Consider the following 16559-nt stretch of genomic DNA (forward strand, 5'->3'; position numbering starts at 1 on the left):
TAGAAGTTTTGACAATACGATAACAATGATCGGGGGATATTTATGAATATAACGAAAAAGCTGATTCTTGTTTTAATTGGTCTAGTTTTAACCTCGTTAGGAATTAAGTTATTATCAGATAATCAGTTAACCTTTGGTGGAACTGCTGGAATTGCAACTATCTTATCATATCTTACAACCTTCTCTTGGGGTTCACTGTTTTTTGTTGTGAATCTACCTTTCTTTATTATCTCTATTCAAGAACTTGGAAAGTGGTTTACCATTTCAAGCTTATTATCAATTACTGGAATTTCCCTTATTCGCGAATGGTTTGACATCATCATTCCTGTCTTTGAAATAAATACGATTATTGCTGCTATTATTGCCGGTCTTTTAATTGGCGTTGGTGTGACCTTTGTTTTGAATAATGGATCTTCACTAGGTGGAATTCATATTCTTGGCTTATATATTGATAAAAAATTCGGAATAAATAGAGGCTTAGTTCTTTTTGTATGTGACTCTATTATTATCTTATTTGCTCTAGCTTTAGTTGGTTGGGAGAGTGCTATTCTCTCAATCTTTTGTATTTTTGTCGCGAGTACGATAATTGGACGTTATAAAAAATCTCCTATCAAGGAAATGGATCGTGACCAAGAAGAATCTATCGAAAATAGCCATGCGTCATAAGTGAATCAAGACCAATCAATGAATCAAAAAATAACATTGGTAACATTTTAGCATAGTTTTTCTCCTCTAATTCATCTAATCTTGTAATAGAGAGCGAGGGGAAGAAAGTGCATTATAGATCAGTAAACGAAATTATTAATTCAAAGCAATCAGCTGAAGCGATAAATTATCTAAAAGGTTTATGGTATTCAATCGTTGAAGGTGAATTCTCTTTTTCATATAATTACGATATTTACAAAATGCAGCTAATGCATCTACGTGCTAGTGCTCCTATAGAATGGTCATTAGAATGGAATGGCCTGCACTTCTTTTTAACGAGAAAGATTGAAGACCATGGTAAGATAACCATTCAATTAAAACCGAACGGACATTTTATATATAAATTTTCTTAAAAAACCCAGATGAAAATCTGGGTTTTTCTATGTTCATAAATAATATTTAAGAAAATTCAGCTGAATAATTTACGATCAATAGTGGTAGTTTAAATTTGGCTTCAAAAAATGTTTTAAGGAGGATAACATCTTGCCAAGCCAATCGAATTCAGTAAATATTGGTGCTCATGAATTAATGGAATGTCATGAGATACTAAGTTGTATGGTGAATGCAATCAATCAATTTCAGCTTTTACAACCACATTGTCAAGATCAATACTTACAGAACATTTTACAAAATCAGCTTTCATTTATGACTAATGAATACAATGCTGTTGTAAATGCACTCCAACAAAAAGCAAATGTTGGATCATTACCTAGTGTAAAATCAAACATTGGTGCAACACCAACATACGGAATGAACAGAAATAGTGTACCAGAATCACCAAACGCATCGATTAATCAATTAAACGATAAAGATATTTCGTCTGCTATGCTTGGAACTCACAAGGCGTCTGCAGTATCAAAAATGCATGCTGCATTAGAATTTACAGATTCCAAACTAAGAGAAATAATGATTCAGGGGTCAAAAAATTGTGCGGATCAAGCATACGAGACATGGAATTATATGAATCAAAGAGGTTATTACCAAGTACCAACGTTTGACCAAACAACAACAAAAGCATTACTTAACAGCTATCAACCAAATGCTCTATATAGTAATCAACAACAAACTTATTAAAACTGGAGGGATTATTTATGCATACACAACAACATGCAATGCAACAAATAAATGAGTGTCGTCAAGTAGTTCAACAGCTTATTCAGCAAACACAACAAGGTAGCCAACAATATAAACAAATGCTTCAACAAGAACAACAAAATGTACAAATGCTGCAACAATTATTACAAAGAGAACAACAAGCAACTCAAATGATTCAACAAAGCTTACAAGGACATAACCAAGCATTACAACAATGTCAGCAAATTTTAAATGTTTGCAATCAAATGCAACAAGAATTATCTAATGGTGTTGCATATAACCAAACAACTTCTTATCAACAAGTTCCAAACCAAACTGTACATTCTTACAATCAAGCAGAACAGCGTCACATTCCTAACTACAGAAGTTATCAGCAGCAACAACAAAACAGACAATATATCCAGCAATAAGAAACAAGAGGTTAACGATTGGTCGTTAACTTTTAAGACTGTAGACAAACTCGATATTAATCGTGCTTGCCTACAGTTTTTTATTTTGGCTTGTGGTGAATTGAGGGCTGTTGATTTGTATTTTACGCGCTTTTACATATATGTAGATTATTTGACGATCTTATTTATTTTTATTATAATTATCTTGAATTCGAGATATTATGTTAGATTTAGAAAGGAAGTTCTCTCATGACGATAAAACCTTTAAAAGGAATTCATCATGTTTCTGCTATAACAGCTAATGCAAAGGATAATTATACTTTTTATACAAAAGTATTAGGTTTAAGGCTGGTTAAGAAAACAGTTAACCAAGATGATACCTCTGTATATCATTTATTTTATGCTGATGAACGGGGGAATCCAGGGACAGATTTGACCTTTTTTGAAATTCCTCGTGCAGGTCGAACTTATCCTGGTACGAATAGCATCACTGCTACTTCCTTACGAGTGATTGATGATCAGGCACTCCAATACTGGAAGGACCGTCTCGAGCAATTTGATGTAGATCATGATGAAATACAAGTTGTTAATGGTCGCTCTAGTCTTTCTTTTAGAGATAAGGAAGGCCAACGTTTAATTCTGATTTCGGATGAAAACAATAGAGGCGTTGCTGGAGGAAAGCCTTGGGATAAGAGCCCGGTTCCCGTTGAAAAGGGAATTATTGGGCTTGGCCCTGTTGAGTTAACTGTTTCAAGGCCAGAACGAACAGCTAATATTTTAACAGATTTAATGGGATTTCGAGAATTAACAGGATATGTTAGACAAAATGATCAGAAAAAAGTTCGGGTATTTGAAACTGGTGAAGGTGGTACTGGTGCAGAAATTCATTTAATTGAGGACAACGAGAGCAGTCGTGAAAGACCAGGGCGAGGAAGCGTCCACCATGTTGCCTTCCGTGTTGAAGATGAAGAAGAGCTAAACAAGTGGGTGAAATTGTTAAAAGAAAGTCACTTGCCGAATTCTGGTTTCGTAGAACGATATTATTTCCGTTCTTTATACTTTAGAGAACCTAATGGAATTTTGTTTGAGCTTGCAACAGACGGACCTGGCTTTGAAGGTGACGAGGACTTTGAACATCTGGGAGAACACCTTGCACTGCCTCCATATTTTGAATCACAAAGAAATGAAATAGAAGCAAAATTAAAACCATTATATACAATGGAATCTTAAGGATTTAGGAGATGGATACATTGCAACATATATTTATAGAAGGAAAAGATCAAAACGAACCAACTCTATTACTACTCCATGGCACTGGCGGAAATGAACGTGATTTACTTCCGATTGCGGAAATGATCGCTCCTACTGCTTCCATACTTGGTGTAAAAGGAAATGTTTTGGAAAATGGAATGCCTCGCTTTTTTCGTCGTTTATCAGAAGGTGTTTTTGATGAAGAGGACTTGGTTTTTCGTACAGATGAACTGCATCAATTTATTGGAGAAGCAGCTGAAAAATACAAATTTGACCGCAATCGCGTTTTAGCAATAGGCTATTCAAATGGAGCAAATATCGCAGCAAGCTTAATGTATCATTATAAACAAGCATTGAATGGTGCTGTTTTACTTCATGCCATGGTACCTAGAAGAGGGGTAGAAGTACCTGATTTAAATAATACACCTGTATTCATAGGGGCTGGAGTTAACGATCCATTAATTCCGCAGGCAGAAACAAAAGAACTTGCTGAAGTGTTAAGAAATGCAAATGCACAAGTAACAGAACACTGGGGGCAAGCTGGACACCAGTTAACAAGGGAAGAGATAATGGAAGCTAAAACGTGGTATGAACAAATTTATAAGTAATGAATAAAAAGATCAAACCCTTTTTAGAAGGTTTGATCTTTTTATTCACTATTAAGAGGCTCTAAACATTCTTTTTGGTCATTTTTAGGAGTATTTACAAGAGCAGAAACTGGGTATAGATCCATGAGTTTAGCATCATAGGGTACTAACAATGACTTTAAGTGTTCAATATTATCTTCTTCCCGATCCAACCATGTATCATATGAATTGGGTGGCAAGATCACAGGCATTCGATCATGAACATCTTTTGTTACCTCATTTGAGGTAGTTGTTAATATCGTACACGTGAACAATGGTTCGGAGCCCTTATTCCAACATTCCCATAAACCGGCAAAAGCAAACGGTCGTCTATCCTTCATCACAAATCGGTAGGGTTGTTTACCACTCTCTGTTTTTTTCCATTCATAAAAACCATCACTAATAATTAAGCATCTTTTTTGTCGAAACGGATTTTTAAAACTTACTTTTTGTTCAATTGTTTCAGAACGTGCATTGATCATTTTATGTCCGATTTTCACATCTTTTGACCAAGGTGGAATTAATCCCCATCGCATGTTTGTAGCTACACGTTGCTGTCCGTTTGATCCTATAACGAAAACATCCTGAGATGGAGCAATGTTATATCTGTATGTAAGTTCTTCATTGATAATTAGCTGAAACTGATCTTCAATTACATCTTGATTTGTTGCAAGTGTAAACCGACCACACATAAAATTCACCTCAAACTATTACTTTCTTCTATCGTAACAATTTTTCTTTTATAATCCTAATACATTGTGACAAAAAATAGATTTTCATATCTGGACTTTTACCCATAACGAAGTTAGTGCTATAAACATATAGTAAAACAAATGGATTTGGAGGTGACATCATGGGCGCTACAGGTGGATACGGTTATGGAGCTGGTTTTGCTCTAATCGTTGTTTTGTTTATTCTTTTAATTATCATTGGAGCTTCTTACGTTGGTTACGGATACTAATTAATTAAGAAAAGAGTCCATTTATCTTTCAAAAGAGATAATGGGCTCTTTTTAAGTAACTTTTACTAGTTTTGTAAACGTAAGCAAATTTCTTTTCATTATTAAGATGTTATAGGAAAATAATAAGGTGAAAATGAAAGGAGCTGAACTGATGGAAAGCTTACAAAGTACTACAACATTACATAATGGCGTTAAAATGCCTTGGTTTGGTTTAGGAGTGTTTAAGGTAGAAGATGGGTCAGAGGTAGTAAATTCGGTTTTAGCTGCTATTAAAGCTGGCTATAGAAGTATTGATACTGCTGCGGTTTATGGGAATGAAGAGGGTGTTGGTAAGGCAATTGCGGAGTGTGGTGTGTCACGTGATGAATTGTTTATCACATCAAAGGTGTGGAATGCAGATCAAGGATATGTTGAAACAATCGCTGCATTTGAAGAAAGCTTAAGAAAGCTGCAGTTAGACTACCTGGATTTATATCTCATTCATTGGCCTGTACCTGAACAAGGGAAATACGTTGATACTTGGAAAGCATTAGAAAAGCTTTATCATGATGGGAAAATTCGTGCAATTGGCGTAAGTAACTTTAAGGAACACCATTTACAAGATCTTATTGATCAAGCTGATGTTAAACCAATGGTCAATCAGGTTGAATATCATCCACGGTTAACACAAGAAAGTCTACACGAATATTGTAAAAAGCATCAAATTCAACTAGAAGCATGGTCACCATTAATGCAAGGTCAGTTACTAGACGAGCCAACACTAGTGGAAATTGCTCAAAAATATAATAAATCAACAGCACAAATTATCTTGCGATGGGATCTACAAAATAAGGTTGTTACAATTCCTAAATCAATTAAGCCTCATCGTATTGAAGAAAATGCAAATATTTTTGATTTCACACTAAGTGAAGAAGATATGAAAAAAATTAGTGCGTTGAACCAAGACAAGCGTGTTGGTCCAGATCCTGATGAATTTAATGTAGTGTAAAAAATAGTAAACAAAAACAGCTGGTCAATGTTGATCAGCTGTTTTTAAATGGATAAAAAGAAAATAGATGAAGACCTTAAAGATAGAAGATTGAAAGGAGAAGCTTTTATGGCAAAATTAATTCTCTGCATGGTGATCTTATCATTTACAATGATAAGCACTTTTCAAGCCCCGTCTCTTACACAAGCAAAACAAGTGGACGTCTTTTCTCCATTACATACTCTAATAACAGAAGATCCTATACTAGAAGGAGCGATTGCAGGTGTTAGTATTCGTTCGGCTTCTAACGGTGATCTATTATATTCGTATAATGGAGATTTATCGTTAACCCCAGCATCCAATTTAAAATTATTCACGGCAGCATCAGCTTTAGCTTCCTTAGGGCCAGATTATTCTTTCCAAACGGAACTATTCACAGATGGAAAAGTTAGACGTAATGAAATAAAGGGAAATGTTTATTTTGTTGGACATGGTGATCCCACACTCCGTGTAAATGATATTGAAAGAATGGCTAAAACTCTTAAAAAACAAGGAATACAATCTATTACAGGAGATTTAATTGCTGATGATAGTTGGTATGATGATGTACGGTATTCAGTGGATCTTCCTTGGAGTGATGAAACAGCTTATTATGGTGCGCAAATTTCAGCCTTAACAGTTTCTCCTGATAAAGATTTTGATGCAGGAACGGTTACCATTGAGGTTTCTCCTGGTCAAAAAAATCAAAAGGCGGAAATTTCAATTTTTCCTAATACTGATTTTGTTACACTTATAAATAAAACTAACACAGTTTCCACAGATGAAGAAAGTGAGCTTACAATCTCACGTACTCATGGTAAAAATGAGGTCATTGTTGAAGGGACCATTTCATATAAAGCATTGCCCATAAAAGAGTGGGTGGCAGTATGGGATCCAACAAGCTATTCTCTTTCAGTCCTAAAAAAAGCATTAAAACAACAAGGAATTAAGGTGAAAGGTAGGGAACGTAAAGGGGTAAAACCAAATCATTCGAAAATGCTTCTTACACATCAATCAATTCCTCTAAAAGAAATACTTATTCCTTTCATGAAAAATAGTAACAATACACATGCGGAAATGCTTGTCAAAGAAATGGGGAAGGCTCACAAGCAATCTGGAAGCTGGGAAGCAGGTTTAGAGGTTGAAAAACAAACATTAACATCGCTCGGAATTGATGTTGAGAATATGTACTTAAGAGACGGATCGGGTATTTCTCATGTAAACGCTATTCAGGCAAACTCTGTTACAGATCTTTTATATAAATCTCAATCACAGGCATGGTTTTCGTCTTTCTATAACTCTTTACCAGTTGCAGGTGTAAAAGAAAAAAAAATAGGTGGTACACTGCGTAATCGGATGAAAGAAGAACCACTAAAAGAAAACGTAGTTGCGAAAACCGGTACACTTACTAATGTAAGCTCTATATCGGGTTATTTAACGTTGTCTGACGGAAATAAACTTATTTTTTCCATTTTGATGAATCATTTAAAAGATGAAGAGCAAGGTAAATTACTTGAAGAAAAAATTTTATCAGTAATCGCTCAAACTACATTGTAAAGCAAACCTTTTGAACTTTTGTTTTTTCTTTGAAATAATGAAAAGGAGTAATAAAAGGAGGGGATAAAACAATGAAAGTATTTGTCGTTGGAGCAAATGGACAAATAGGTAAACATTTATCTGAGCGTTTAAATGAGAGTGAAAACTACACTGTACTTGCAATGGTAAGGAAGGAAGAGCAACAGAGAGAATTTGAAAATAAAGGAATTGAAACAGTTATTGCTGATTTGGAAGGAACAGTTGAAGAACTACAAGAAGCATTAAATGGCTGTGATGCAATCGTATTTACTGCTGGATCCGGAGGAAGCACAGGATCTGATAAAACACTCCTAATTGATCTTGATGGAGCAGTAAAAACGATGGAGGCTGCTGAAAAAGCAGGTATTGACCGATTTATTATGGTAAGTGCTCTTCAAGCAAATAATCGGGAAAATTGGAACGAAAATCTTAAACCATATTATGTAGCTAAACACTATGCAGATAAAATGCTAGTACAATCAAACTTAAATTATACAATTATTCGCCCGGGCGGTTTACTTAATGAAAAGGGAATTGGAAAAATCACAGCAGGTAATGAAGTGCCAAGAGCAACAATTCCACGAGAAGATGTCGCAACAACAATAATTGAAGCTCTTGAAAATCCAAATACTTATCACAAGTCCTTTGATATTGTGTCAGGCGAAGATCCAATATCTACTGCATTAAATAATTTATAAGCTATATTAAGACAAAGACAGCAATCCCTAAGGTTGCTGTCTTTTTCGTGTAATCATTTCTCAAGCTTGAGAAATATGATTGTCATCTCAAAAAGTGGGTAATATAACTATGTAAGCTTGTCTCGGAACTAACACAACTAAAAGGGGGAAGAAGTTATGGTGCTTACTCCAGAACAAAGAATCCAGTTACATGGTTTTAATAATTTAACAAAGTCACTAAGTTTTAATATGTATGATGTCTGTTATACAAAGACGAGGGAAGAGAGAGAAGCATATATTGAGTATATTGATGAGCAATACAATGCAGATCGTTTAACAAAAATTTTAAAAAATGTTACGGATATAATCGGTGCTCACGTCTTAAATATTGCAAAGCAAGATTATGTTCCACAAGGATCAAGTGTAACAATCTTAGTTTCTGAAGGTCCAGTTGTTGAGGTACCAACAGAATCCTATGATGAATCACCAGGTCCACTCCCTGAAGCAGTTACAATGGGACTGGATAAAAGTCATATTACGGTTCATACATACCCTGAATATCACCCAAATGAGGGAATAAGTACGTTTCGCGCTGATATTGATGTTTCCACATGTGGTGAGATTTCACCCCTTAAAGCACTAAATTACTTAATTCATTCCTTTGACACAGATATTATGACAATGGATTATAGAGTTAGGGGATTTACAAGAGACATCAATGGAGATAAATTATTTATTGATCATGATATTAGTTCTATTCAAAATTATATTCCTGATGAAGTGCAAGAAGATTTTGACATGATTGATGTAAATATTTATCAAGAAAATATATTCCATACTAAATGTAAGCTGAAGAAATTTGATTTGAACAACTATTTATTTGGATACACTAAAGATAAATTAACCATAGAAGAACAAGTACAAATTACAGATAAATTGACGAAGGAAATGGATGAAATTTTTTACGGAAAGAATATAAAATAGGGGCGAGTCTGACTCGCCCCTTTAAGTTTAAGCTTTTGCAGCTTGAAGTTGAAGAGAAATTTTAATTTGATCGCCTACTAAAACTCCACCAGCTTCTAATGGTGCATTCCAAGTTAGACCATAATCACTGCGCTTTAATTTGCCCTCTACAGCAAAACCAGCTTTTTCATTACCCCATGGATCAACACCAGTTCCTTCAAAAGAAACTACGAATGTTTCAGATTTTGTTTCACCGTGTAAAGATAAATCTCCAGTCACGTTATATTCATTTTCATCAGTTTTTTCAATGTTTGTAGCTTTAAAAGTCAAAGTTGGGTGATTTTCAACATCAAAAAAGTCTGCAGAACGTAAGTGGTTGTCACGGTCTTCGTTACGAGTGTCAACACTTGCTAAATCTACTGAAAATGTAATATCAGCAGTTGTTAAGTCAGTTGGGTCAGCCTCGATTTCAGCATTAAAGCTTTGGAAACCACCTTTAACTGTTGCAAACATCATGTGTTTAACAGAGAAGTCAACTCCACTGTGTGTTGGGTCAAGATTCCATTTTGATTTTGTCATTTATTTTCTCCTCCAATAATTTAATAATAGTTTAATTTAAAATATCTCAGTTTAAAGATTTATAACTTCGAGATAAATTATATTATCTAAAAAAGTGAATGTCAATTAAAAAATGCAATAAAACCAGATTTCTGTGATAAAAATCACATTATAAGAAATTTTTTTTATTTTTCGAACACTATGTGAAGTGTATTGAAGATTAGTTTAAAGGGGAGTATAGTAAAGGTGTAGAAAGAAAGTGAAAAGCTTCACAAACTTTCTACTAGGAAGCTAGCTAGCTTGAATTTTTTTGATAAATTATGTGAAAAACTTCACAAACAAGGAGATGCTAAACCATGAATTGGTTAAGAGGACCTAAATTGGCAATTATATGGACAATTTTAAGAGTTTGGTTAGGAATACAATGGCTTGAAGCAGGAATTCATAAAGTAGCAGATGGATTTGATGCAACTGGTTTTATACAAGGAGCGATTGTGAAAGCAACAGGAGATCATCCAGCAGTGCAAGGCTGGTATGCAACATTTCTTGAAATATTTGCTCTACCAAATGTAAAAGTATTTAACATCCTAATCCCTTGGGGAGAAGTATTGGTTGGTATTGGATTAATACTAGGAGCTGCCACTATCCCTGCCTTACTAGCTGGGGCATTCATGAACCTAAACTTTTTATTAGCAGGAACAGTAAGCACAAACCCGATCCTTTACACAGCAGCTATTCTATTAATGGTTGCTGGCACAGCAGGATATTTCTACGGAGCAGATCGATTCTTAATCCCTTATATTAGAAAAATGATCAACAACAATCGACATACCAAAAAACATCATCACGAGCAAAACCACCTTCCAGTTCATTAAAATTAGGTTAAAAGATTCAGCTTACTTCATTAGCTGAATCTTTTTTTATTTTAAAAGGACTTTACAGGAATTTAATAGAATAGGATAAATATATGAAAGCGCTTTAAATCTAAGGGTTTTAGGAGGATAAAACATGTTGAACTTTAATCTATCTCAGGAACAGGAAATGGTGAAAAAACTTGTAAGATCATTTGTTGATAAGGAAATATCTCCGTATATTACTGAATGGGATCGTAAAGGTCATTTTGAAACAAGTATTTTAAATCGACTTGCAGATTTGAATTTAATGGGCGTTTGTATTCCTGAAGAATATGGTGGAAGCGGTATGGATTATAATGCATTGGCAATTGTTTGTGAAGAGCTAGAAAGAGGTGACACAGCATTTCGTACAGCAGTTTCGGTTCATACGGGTCTTAATAGCATGACGCTTTTGCAATGGGGAAATGAATGGCAAAAGCAAAAATATCTTACTCCTCAAGCAAAAGGTGAGAAAATTGGAGCATTTGGTTTAACGGAGCCTGATGCTGGTTCTGATGTAGCCTCAATGAAAACATCAGCTGTCAAAAAAGGTGACCACTACATACTGAACGGTCAGAAGACGTGGATTTCATTATGTGATGTTGCTGACTATTTCCTCGTGTTTGCCTATACAGATACAAGTAAAAAACATCACGGAATCTCTGCTTTTATTGTTGAGCGGACAATGCCTGGTTTTTCATCAAAGGCCATTAAAGGTAAGCTCGGCATTCGAGCTGGAAATACAGGCGAACTATTTTTTGACAATGTCAAAGTTCCAAAAGAGAACTTGCTAGGAGAAGAGGGGGAGGGCTCTAAAATTGCCATGTCTGCATTAGATAATGGAAGGTTTACTGTTGCCGCAGGAGCGTGTGGAATTATTTCAGCCTGTCTTGAAGCAAGTGTTAAGTATTGTCATGAGCGGAGCACTTTTGGAAAAGAAATCGGTAAACATCAGCTTGTTCAACAAATGCTTGCGAAAATGGAAGCGGGTTTACAAATGTCGCGTTTACTCGTGTATCGTGCAGGCTGTCTCAAGAATGAAGGAAAAAGAAACACCCGGGAAACATCGCTAGCGAAGTGGCAGGCTTGCGATTTTGCAAATGAAGCAGCAAACGATGCTGTCCAAATTCATGGAGCCTACGGTTACTCAGATGAATACCCAGTTGAAAGACACTTACGAAATTCGAAAGCACCAGTTATATACGAAGGAACAAGAGAAATCCATACTATTATGCAAGCTGAATATGTACTCGGCTACCGCAAGGATAAACCACTGAATAAAACACTTCCTGCTTGGGAGGATATTGAGCAGTTGCTGCATTGAGGGGTGCCTGTCACTTCCCGAATTTTGTCGAACACAAAAAGGATGGTTCACCACCATCCTTTTTACTATATTTATATAATAATTACTGCACTAATTTTTCTATTTTATTCATCCGAGTTTTCTTTTCATCTTCAGATGCTAAGTCATATTTTTTTAATAAGTGAAACAGTTCATTGAGATCAGTTTGAGTAACTGAAGTAGACAAGAAATTGAAACACTTTTCAACTAAACTAGTATCCATATAAGGAGTTTGTTCGTTTAGCTTTTTAGTAACATCATCAATTGTATGATCAATTTTACATGAACTCATCTAATTTATCCTCCAATATGTGACATCTCAATTTTTTCACGCTTAGTCGTTCGTTCACTTCGTTCAACAGAGTATTGATCTTTTCGTCCATTCCAAATAGATGCTACATGTTTGGCAAGCTCTTCATCTGTTTTGTCTGATCTAATTACATCGCGTAAATCGTGTCCTTTTGAAGCAAACAAACATGTATAAAGAGAACCACTTGCTGACAGACGAGCACGATTACATGTTGAGCAGAACGCATCAGAAACTGATGATATAACACCGATTTCATCTTGTGATCCGACGTAACGGTAACGGCTTGCTACTTCACCTGTATAGTTTGGATCCACTGGTTCTAAAGGCATTACCTTATGAATATCCTCTACAATTTGTTTTTTGGGATAAACATCTTGTAAGTTCCACTTATTTGTATTACCAACATCCATAAATTCAATAAAACGTAAAATATGACCTTTTTCACGAAAATACTTTGCCATAGGAATAATTTCATGTTCATTCATTCCACGTTTGACAACCATGTTAATTTTAACTTTTAACCCTGCTTCGGAAGCAGCATCTATGCCGTCTAAAACAGCTTTTACAGGTACACCTCGTCCATTAATTTTACCGAACACATCATCATTTAGTGAGTCAAGACTAATGGATACACGTTGCAATCCTGCTGCTTTAAGCTCTTTGGCGTATTTAGGTAAAAAATATCCGTTCGTGGTCATCGCTATATCTTCTACACCATTAATAGAATGAATGCGATTAATAAGAAAAGCCAAATCTTTTCTCATTAACGGCTCTCCACCTGTAATTCGAATTTTTTTAACACCTAGTGATTGAACAAATACTTTAGTTAATCGTTCAATTTCTTCATAAGATAAAAGTTCATTTCTTTTTAAAAAAGGATAGTCTGGACCAAATATTTCCGCGGGCATACAATACGTACAACGAAAATTACATTTATCTGTTACAGAAATTCGCAAATCTCGAAGAGGACGATCAAAATAATCATAAACAGATTTGTTATTCTTCAATACGATTCCTCCCTCTATTTTTCATCAATAATTCGTTCCGGATGGGAATAAACATTAAAGGAATTTCCTCTAATAAAACCAACAGCTGTTATATTTAAATCATTTGCTAATTTAATAGCAAGATCAGTAGGGGCAGATTTCGAAAGAACAATACCAACACCAATCTTTGATGCCTTTACTAAAACCTCGGATGAAATTCTGCCGCTAAATACAATAATTTTATCTCGCACAGGAATTTGATTCAATATACTATATCCATATAATTTATCTAAAGCGTTATGACGCCCAATATCTGTTCGGCTTACTAGCATTTTCTCTGGAGTACACAGTGCAGCATTGTGTACTCCACCAGTTTCTTGGAAAACAACACTGCTTTCCTGCATGGCTTTCATAAGTGAAATACATTGTTCAGGTGTAAGTGTTTGTTTGCTTGTAGAGGTTTTGGATGTTTTTACATCATTTTGAAAGTAAAATTGTCTGCTTTTACCACAACAAGATCCAATAAATCGTTTTGAATAGTATTGTTGACTCGTTATGACATCTGATTGTAAATTTACATAGGCATATCCAGCACCTTCATCAATAGAAATTGACTCGATTTTATCGTAAAATCGGATAACTCCTTCTGACGCAAGAAACCCAATAACCATTTCTTCAAAATGTGTAGGTGTACATACCATTGTAGCAAATTCTTCATTATTCACAAAAATTGTTAAGGGAAATTCAGTTACAATATCATCGGTTGTTTCTACTAATTTTCCATTTGTATATTTTATTATTTGTTGATTTATACTCATTTTCATATCCATATCTTCTCACACCCGAATTCTAAGATTACTAAAATATAAACATAGTTTGATTTTTTAAACAAGTATTAAAGATTTCCTAGTGAAAAGTTAGGTATAGCTAAAAGTGAAAATTTATTCTTGCGCAATAAAAAAGAACATGGTAATATTTCGTTACAAAGTTCATGATTTTGTAACAAATTGCTTCCGAGATAGCGAACCTGTCATCGATTCAGCTTGTTGCGAATTTGAAAGCGATTAACTGTTGGTCCGATAGTAGCGATTCCTGCTTGAAACTAACCGTCAATCACCTTTAAGATAGGCATTTATTTGTCATATTTTAATGGGATTGGCGGTTTTCTTTGTTTAACAAGATATTATTCTATTCATTTTGTTAAGATTTGACTTTACATCGTAGAAGTATTTTTAAAAGCTTACCTAAGGGGATGACCACATGAAAAAGACAAAAAATCGTTGGCTGATTGCTGCCTCCGCAGTTGGGATCCATATCTCAATTGGATCGGTATATGCATGGAGTAATTTCACCAATCCATTAATGGAGGAGTTTGGGTGGACAGCTCAACAAGTACAATTAACATTTAGTATTGCTATTTTATTTCTTGGATTGTCCGCAGCGTTTTTAGGACACTTTGTTGAAAAATACGGTCCAAGAGCGGCTGGTTTACTTGCAGCTGGATTCTTTGGTGCTGGAATAATTGGTTCTGGTTTAGCTGTTAATCTAGGATCATTACCGTTCCTCTATGTTACATATGGCGTTCTTGGAGGAATTGGACTGGAGTTGGATATATTGCGCCTGTTTCAACGTTAGTAAAATGGTTCCCGGACCGTCGTGGCCTTGCAACTGGACTGGCTATTATGGGATTCGGATTTGCTGCTGCCATTGCAAGTCCAGTCATGGAGTCACTAATTAATTCGGTTGGTACAGCAAACACATTCTTTATTTTAGGAATTTCTTATTTAGTTATTATGACATTATCTTCATTATATTTAGAAAAACCACCGGTTGGTTGGGCTCCTAAAGGTTTTAATGAAAAAGGACAATCTGGAAAATCTAGAATTAAAGAAGATTTATCACAATTAACAGCAAATGAAGCAGTTAAAACATCAAGATTTTATTATCTATGGATTATGTTATTCATCAACGTAACATGTGGTATTGCCATTCTTTCTGCTGCAAAACCATTAGCTGAAGAAAGTATTGGCCTTACAACAGCAGAAGCTGCAGCATTAGTTGGTATCCTGGGAATATTTAATGGATTAGGACGTATTGGTTGGGCGTCAATTTCAGATTTTATTGGTAGACCAAATACGTATACAACATTCTTCGTATTACAAATTGTATTATTTGCCGTTTTACCACATACAACAGAAGCATTTCTATTTCAAGTTATGTTAGCAGTTGTATACACTTGTTATGGTGGAGGATTTGCAGCAATTCCTGCTTATATTGGCGATTTATTCGGAACAAAACAATTGGGTGCAATTCATGGATACATTCTTACTGCATGGGCAGCTGCTGGATTAGCTGGGCCAATGTTTGCAGCATGGATGAAAGATACAACTGGAAGCTATGCAACTAGCTTAACTTTCTTCTCCGGAATGTTTGTACTTGCATTAATCGTTTCTATTGTTATTCGTCGTGATATTAATAAGTTACGTCAACAACAAGTGTCAGGATCAAAAATAGCTGGATAATAATACTTCCACAATGTACTGAGGTGTGGTAAAATACCTCATGCTAAAACCTGTCTACAGGTAGGAGGATATTATGAATAAGTATGAAGCAGAGTTTAGTAATATCGTTCGTTCTTTCCGAAAAAAGCATATGGGAAAAGGTCCGAGTAAAATCACAACAACCTTTTGTAAAAACTGGGCTATTTGTGAGATGGAAGGAAATTTATCACCTGTTGAAAAATTCATTGCAAGTGCTGATGAAGGAAAGCAAGCGCTACGATCTGCAAGAACTGAAATGGTTAAACAAATTTACAAGAAAAACCCTCCTATTGAAATGGAAGAGTTTTTAAACTGTAAATTCGTTGATTTGTTTGTAGATATAGATATTGACAGAGATTTTGGTATGTCGATCTTTGTTTTCGATGAAGACTTACAACAAAAATTCTCTAAATAAAAATAAAATAATAATAAACATATTTATTCATTCAATTAAATAAATTGGTATGGCACTTAGTAGCGACCCTGCAAAAGACTAACCACCGTTTGACTCGACACATCCTTTGTACTATGAGTTTACGGTGGTTTTTTGTTTCTTGGGGCATGCAGCGAAACCGTTCATCCAAGTAAGTTTGTTGAAAAGGGTTAAAGAAAAATTAGCCTATCAATAAATCAATTGAATTAATGATAGGCTAGTTTTTCTAACTAATAACTCTATAGATAA

19 protein-coding genes and 1 pseudogene are annotated in these 16559 nt (G+C 35.0%); 15 read left to right on the forward strand and 5 right to left on the reverse strand.

All coding sequences use genetic code 11. From position 1 onward, the window contains the following. Window positions 1–42 precede the first annotated feature (42 nt). The 6 genes from COD11_RS00230 to COD11_RS00255 all read left to right on the forward strand — a co-directional run bounded on the left by COD11_RS00230 (window position 43) and on the right by COD11_RS00255 (window position 4048). On the forward strand, window positions 43–666 hold the full coding sequence (locus COD11_RS00230) for a YitT family protein (RefSeq protein WP_098794758.1): 624 nt from the start codon (window positions 43–45) through the stop codon (window positions 664–666). Window positions 667–773: 107 nt separating this feature from the next. After that, on the forward strand, window positions 774–1058 hold the full coding sequence (locus tag COD11_RS00235) for a hypothetical protein (protein WP_098794759.1): 285 nt from the start codon (window positions 774–776) through the stop codon (window positions 1056–1058). A 130-nt stretch (window positions 1059–1188) separates the two neighbouring features. Then, window positions 1189–1779: a spore coat protein gene (locus COD11_RS00240; protein ID WP_218012722.1), complete on the forward strand. Its 591-nt coding sequence runs from the start codon at window positions 1189–1191 to the stop codon at window positions 1777–1779. A 17-nt stretch (window positions 1780–1796) separates the two neighbouring features. After that, window positions 1797–2210: a hypothetical protein gene (locus COD11_RS27925; protein ID WP_098794760.1), complete on the forward strand. Its 414-nt coding sequence runs from the start codon at window positions 1797–1799 to the stop codon at window positions 2208–2210. Window positions 2211–2438: 228 nt separating this feature from the next. Then, on the forward strand, window positions 2439–3419 hold the full coding sequence (locus COD11_RS00250; RefSeq protein WP_098794761.1) for a ring-cleaving dioxygenase: 981 nt from the start codon (window positions 2439–2441) through the stop codon (window positions 3417–3419). A 20-nt stretch (window positions 3420–3439) separates the two neighbouring features. Beyond that, complete coding sequence (locus COD11_RS00255) at window positions 3440–4048, forward strand: alpha/beta hydrolase (protein WP_098794762.1); 609 nt, start codon at window positions 3440–3442, stop codon at window positions 4046–4048. A 41-nt stretch (window positions 4049–4089) separates the two neighbouring features. On the opposite strand, the gene COD11_RS00260 is transcribed toward COD11_RS00255, so the two are convergent. Beyond that, on the reverse strand, window positions 4090–4758 hold the full coding sequence (locus COD11_RS00260) for an SOS response-associated peptidase (RefSeq protein WP_098794763.1): 669 nt from the start codon (window positions 4756–4758) through the stop codon (window positions 4090–4092). Between the two features lie 161 nt (window positions 4759–4919). Here COD11_RS00260 and COD11_RS00265 point away from each other — a divergent pair, with 161 nt between their 5' ends. The 5 genes from COD11_RS00265 (at window position 4920) to speD (ending at window position 9269) form a co-directional block, all read left to right on the forward strand. Further along, the gene (locus tag COD11_RS00265; RefSeq protein WP_098794764.1) at window positions 4920–5027 is read left to right on the forward strand and encodes a YjcZ family sporulation protein; all 108 of its coding nucleotides are present in this window, start codon (window positions 4920–4922) and stop codon (window positions 5025–5027) included. Between the two features lie 151 nt (window positions 5028–5178). Continuing rightward, window positions 5179–6015 carry an aldo/keto reductase gene (locus COD11_RS00270; RefSeq protein ID WP_141549634.1) on the forward strand — a complete coding sequence of 279 codons (837 nt, stop codon included), beginning with the start codon at window positions 5179–5181 and terminating at the stop codon, window positions 6013–6015. 108 nt (window positions 6016–6123) lie between these two features. Then, window positions 6124–7590: a D-alanyl-D-alanine carboxypeptidase/D-alanyl-D-alanine endopeptidase gene (dacB, locus tag COD11_RS00275; RefSeq protein WP_098794765.1), complete on the forward strand. Its 1467-nt coding sequence runs from the start codon at window positions 6124–6126 to the stop codon at window positions 7588–7590. Between the two features lie 71 nt (window positions 7591–7661). Further along, window positions 7662–8306 (forward strand): SDR family oxidoreductase, encoded by a 645-nt coding sequence (locus tag COD11_RS00280; protein ID WP_098794766.1) that lies wholly within the window; start codon window positions 7662–7664, stop codon window positions 8304–8306. 156 nt (window positions 8307–8462) lie between these two features. Then, complete coding sequence (gene speD, locus COD11_RS00285; protein ID WP_098794767.1) at window positions 8463–9269, forward strand: adenosylmethionine decarboxylase; 807 nt, start codon at window positions 8463–8465, stop codon at window positions 9267–9269. A 27-nt stretch (window positions 9270–9296) separates the two neighbouring features. On the opposite strand, the gene COD11_RS00290 is transcribed toward speD, so the two are convergent. Then, the gene (locus COD11_RS00290; protein WP_098794768.1) at window positions 9297–9827 is read right to left on the reverse strand and encodes a YceI family protein; all 531 of its coding nucleotides are present in this window, start codon (window positions 9825–9827) and stop codon (window positions 9297–9299) included. Window positions 9828–10162: 335 nt separating this feature from the next. On the opposite strand from COD11_RS00290, the gene COD11_RS00295 reads away from it, so the two are divergent. Continuing rightward, window positions 10163–10681: a DoxX family protein gene (locus COD11_RS00295; RefSeq protein ID WP_098794769.1), complete on the forward strand. Its 519-nt coding sequence runs from the start codon at window positions 10163–10165 to the stop codon at window positions 10679–10681. Window positions 10682–10814: 133 nt separating this feature from the next. Beyond that, complete coding sequence (locus COD11_RS00300) at window positions 10815–12023, forward strand: acyl-CoA dehydrogenase family protein (RefSeq protein ID WP_176550929.1); 1209 nt, start codon at window positions 10815–10817, stop codon at window positions 12021–12023. 82 nt (window positions 12024–12105) lie between these two features. Here the strand turns inward: COD11_RS00300 and COD11_RS00305 are convergent, their stop codons facing one another. Genes COD11_RS00305 through fdhD form a run of 3 tightly spaced genes read right to left on the reverse strand, consistent with a single transcriptional unit; the run spans window position 12106 to window position 14167 of the window. Next, window positions 12106–12333 carry a group-specific protein gene (locus tag COD11_RS00305; RefSeq protein ID WP_098794770.1) on the reverse strand — a complete coding sequence of 76 codons (228 nt, stop codon included), beginning with the start codon at window positions 12331–12333 and terminating at the stop codon, window positions 12106–12108. A 5-nt stretch (window positions 12334–12338) separates the two neighbouring features. Then, window positions 12339–13364, reverse strand: coding sequence for a GTP 3',8-cyclase MoaA (gene moaA, locus COD11_RS00310; RefSeq protein ID WP_483296271.1), 1026 nt, complete (start codon window positions 13362–13364; stop codon window positions 12339–12341). A gap of 8 nt (window positions 13365–13372) precedes the next feature. After that, window positions 13373–14167, reverse strand: coding sequence for a formate dehydrogenase accessory sulfurtransferase FdhD (gene fdhD, locus COD11_RS00315; RefSeq protein ID WP_098794772.1), 795 nt, complete (start codon window positions 14165–14167; stop codon window positions 13373–13375). Between the two features lie 430 nt (window positions 14168–14597). Between fdhD and COD11_RS00320 the strand changes: the two are divergent. Then, window positions 14598–15859, forward strand: a pseudogene (locus tag COD11_RS00320) (L-lactate MFS transporter). Between the two features lie 73 nt (window positions 15860–15932). Then, window positions 15933–16292, forward strand: a complete 360-nt coding sequence (locus tag COD11_RS00325; protein ID WP_098794773.1) for a Na-translocating system protein MpsC family protein — start codon at window positions 15933–15935, stop codon at window positions 16290–16292. Window positions 16293–16559: the final 267 nt, after the last annotated feature.

Origin of the sequence: Bacillus sp. AFS040349 (assembly GCF_002577655.1) — a bacterium.
Classification (GTDB): Bacteria; Bacillota; Bacilli; order Bacillales; family Bacillaceae; genus Metabacillus.

Excerpts from the sequence above, each read along its gene's own strand:
- COD11_RS00295 (WP_098794769.1), top strand. The coding sequence starts at position 10,163 with ATGAATTGGTTAAGAGGACCTAAATTGGCAATTATATGGACAATTTTA.
- COD11_RS00290 (WP_098794768.1), bottom strand. The coding sequence starts at position 9,827 with ATGACAAAATCAAAATGGAATCTTGACCCAACACACAGTGGAGTTGAC.
- COD11_RS00270 (WP_141549634.1), top strand. The coding sequence starts at position 5,179 with ATGGAAAGCTTACAAAGTACTACAACATTACATAATGGCGTTAAAATG.
- COD11_RS00265 (WP_098794764.1), top strand. The coding sequence starts at position 4,920 with ATGGGCGCTACAGGTGGATACGGTTATGGAGCTGGTTTTGCTCTAATC.
- COD11_RS00300 (WP_176550929.1), top strand. The coding sequence starts at position 10,815 with ATGTTGAACTTTAATCTATCTCAGGAACAGGAAATGGTGAAAAAACTT.
- dacB (WP_098794765.1), top strand. The coding sequence starts at position 6,124 with ATGGCAAAATTAATTCTCTGCATGGTGATCTTATCATTTACAATGATA.
- COD11_RS00230 (WP_098794758.1), top strand. The coding sequence starts at position 43 with ATGAATATAACGAAAAAGCTGATTCTTGTTTTAATTGGTCTAGTTTTA.
- COD11_RS00250 (WP_098794761.1), top strand. The coding sequence starts at position 2,439 with ATGACGATAAAACCTTTAAAAGGAATTCATCATGTTTCTGCTATAACA.
- COD11_RS00325 (WP_098794773.1), top strand. The coding sequence starts at position 15,933 with ATGAATAAGTATGAAGCAGAGTTTAGTAATATCGTTCGTTCTTTCCGA.
- COD11_RS27925 (WP_098794760.1), top strand. The coding sequence starts at position 1,797 with ATGCATACACAACAACATGCAATGCAACAAATAAATGAGTGTCGTCAA.
- COD11_RS00305 (WP_098794770.1), bottom strand. The coding sequence starts at position 12,333 with ATGAGTTCATGTAAAATTGATCATACAATTGATGATGTTACTAAAAAG.
- COD11_RS00260 (WP_098794763.1), bottom strand. The coding sequence starts at position 4,758 with ATGTGTGGTCGGTTTACACTTGCAACAAATCAAGATGTAATTGAAGAT.
- COD11_RS00280 (WP_098794766.1), top strand. The coding sequence starts at position 7,662 with ATGAAAGTATTTGTCGTTGGAGCAAATGGACAAATAGGTAAACATTTA.
- speD (WP_098794767.1), top strand. The coding sequence starts at position 8,463 with ATGGTGCTTACTCCAGAACAAAGAATCCAGTTACATGGTTTTAATAAT.
- fdhD (WP_098794772.1), bottom strand. The coding sequence starts at position 14,167 with ATGGATATGAAAATGAGTATAAATCAACAAATAATAAAATATACAAAT.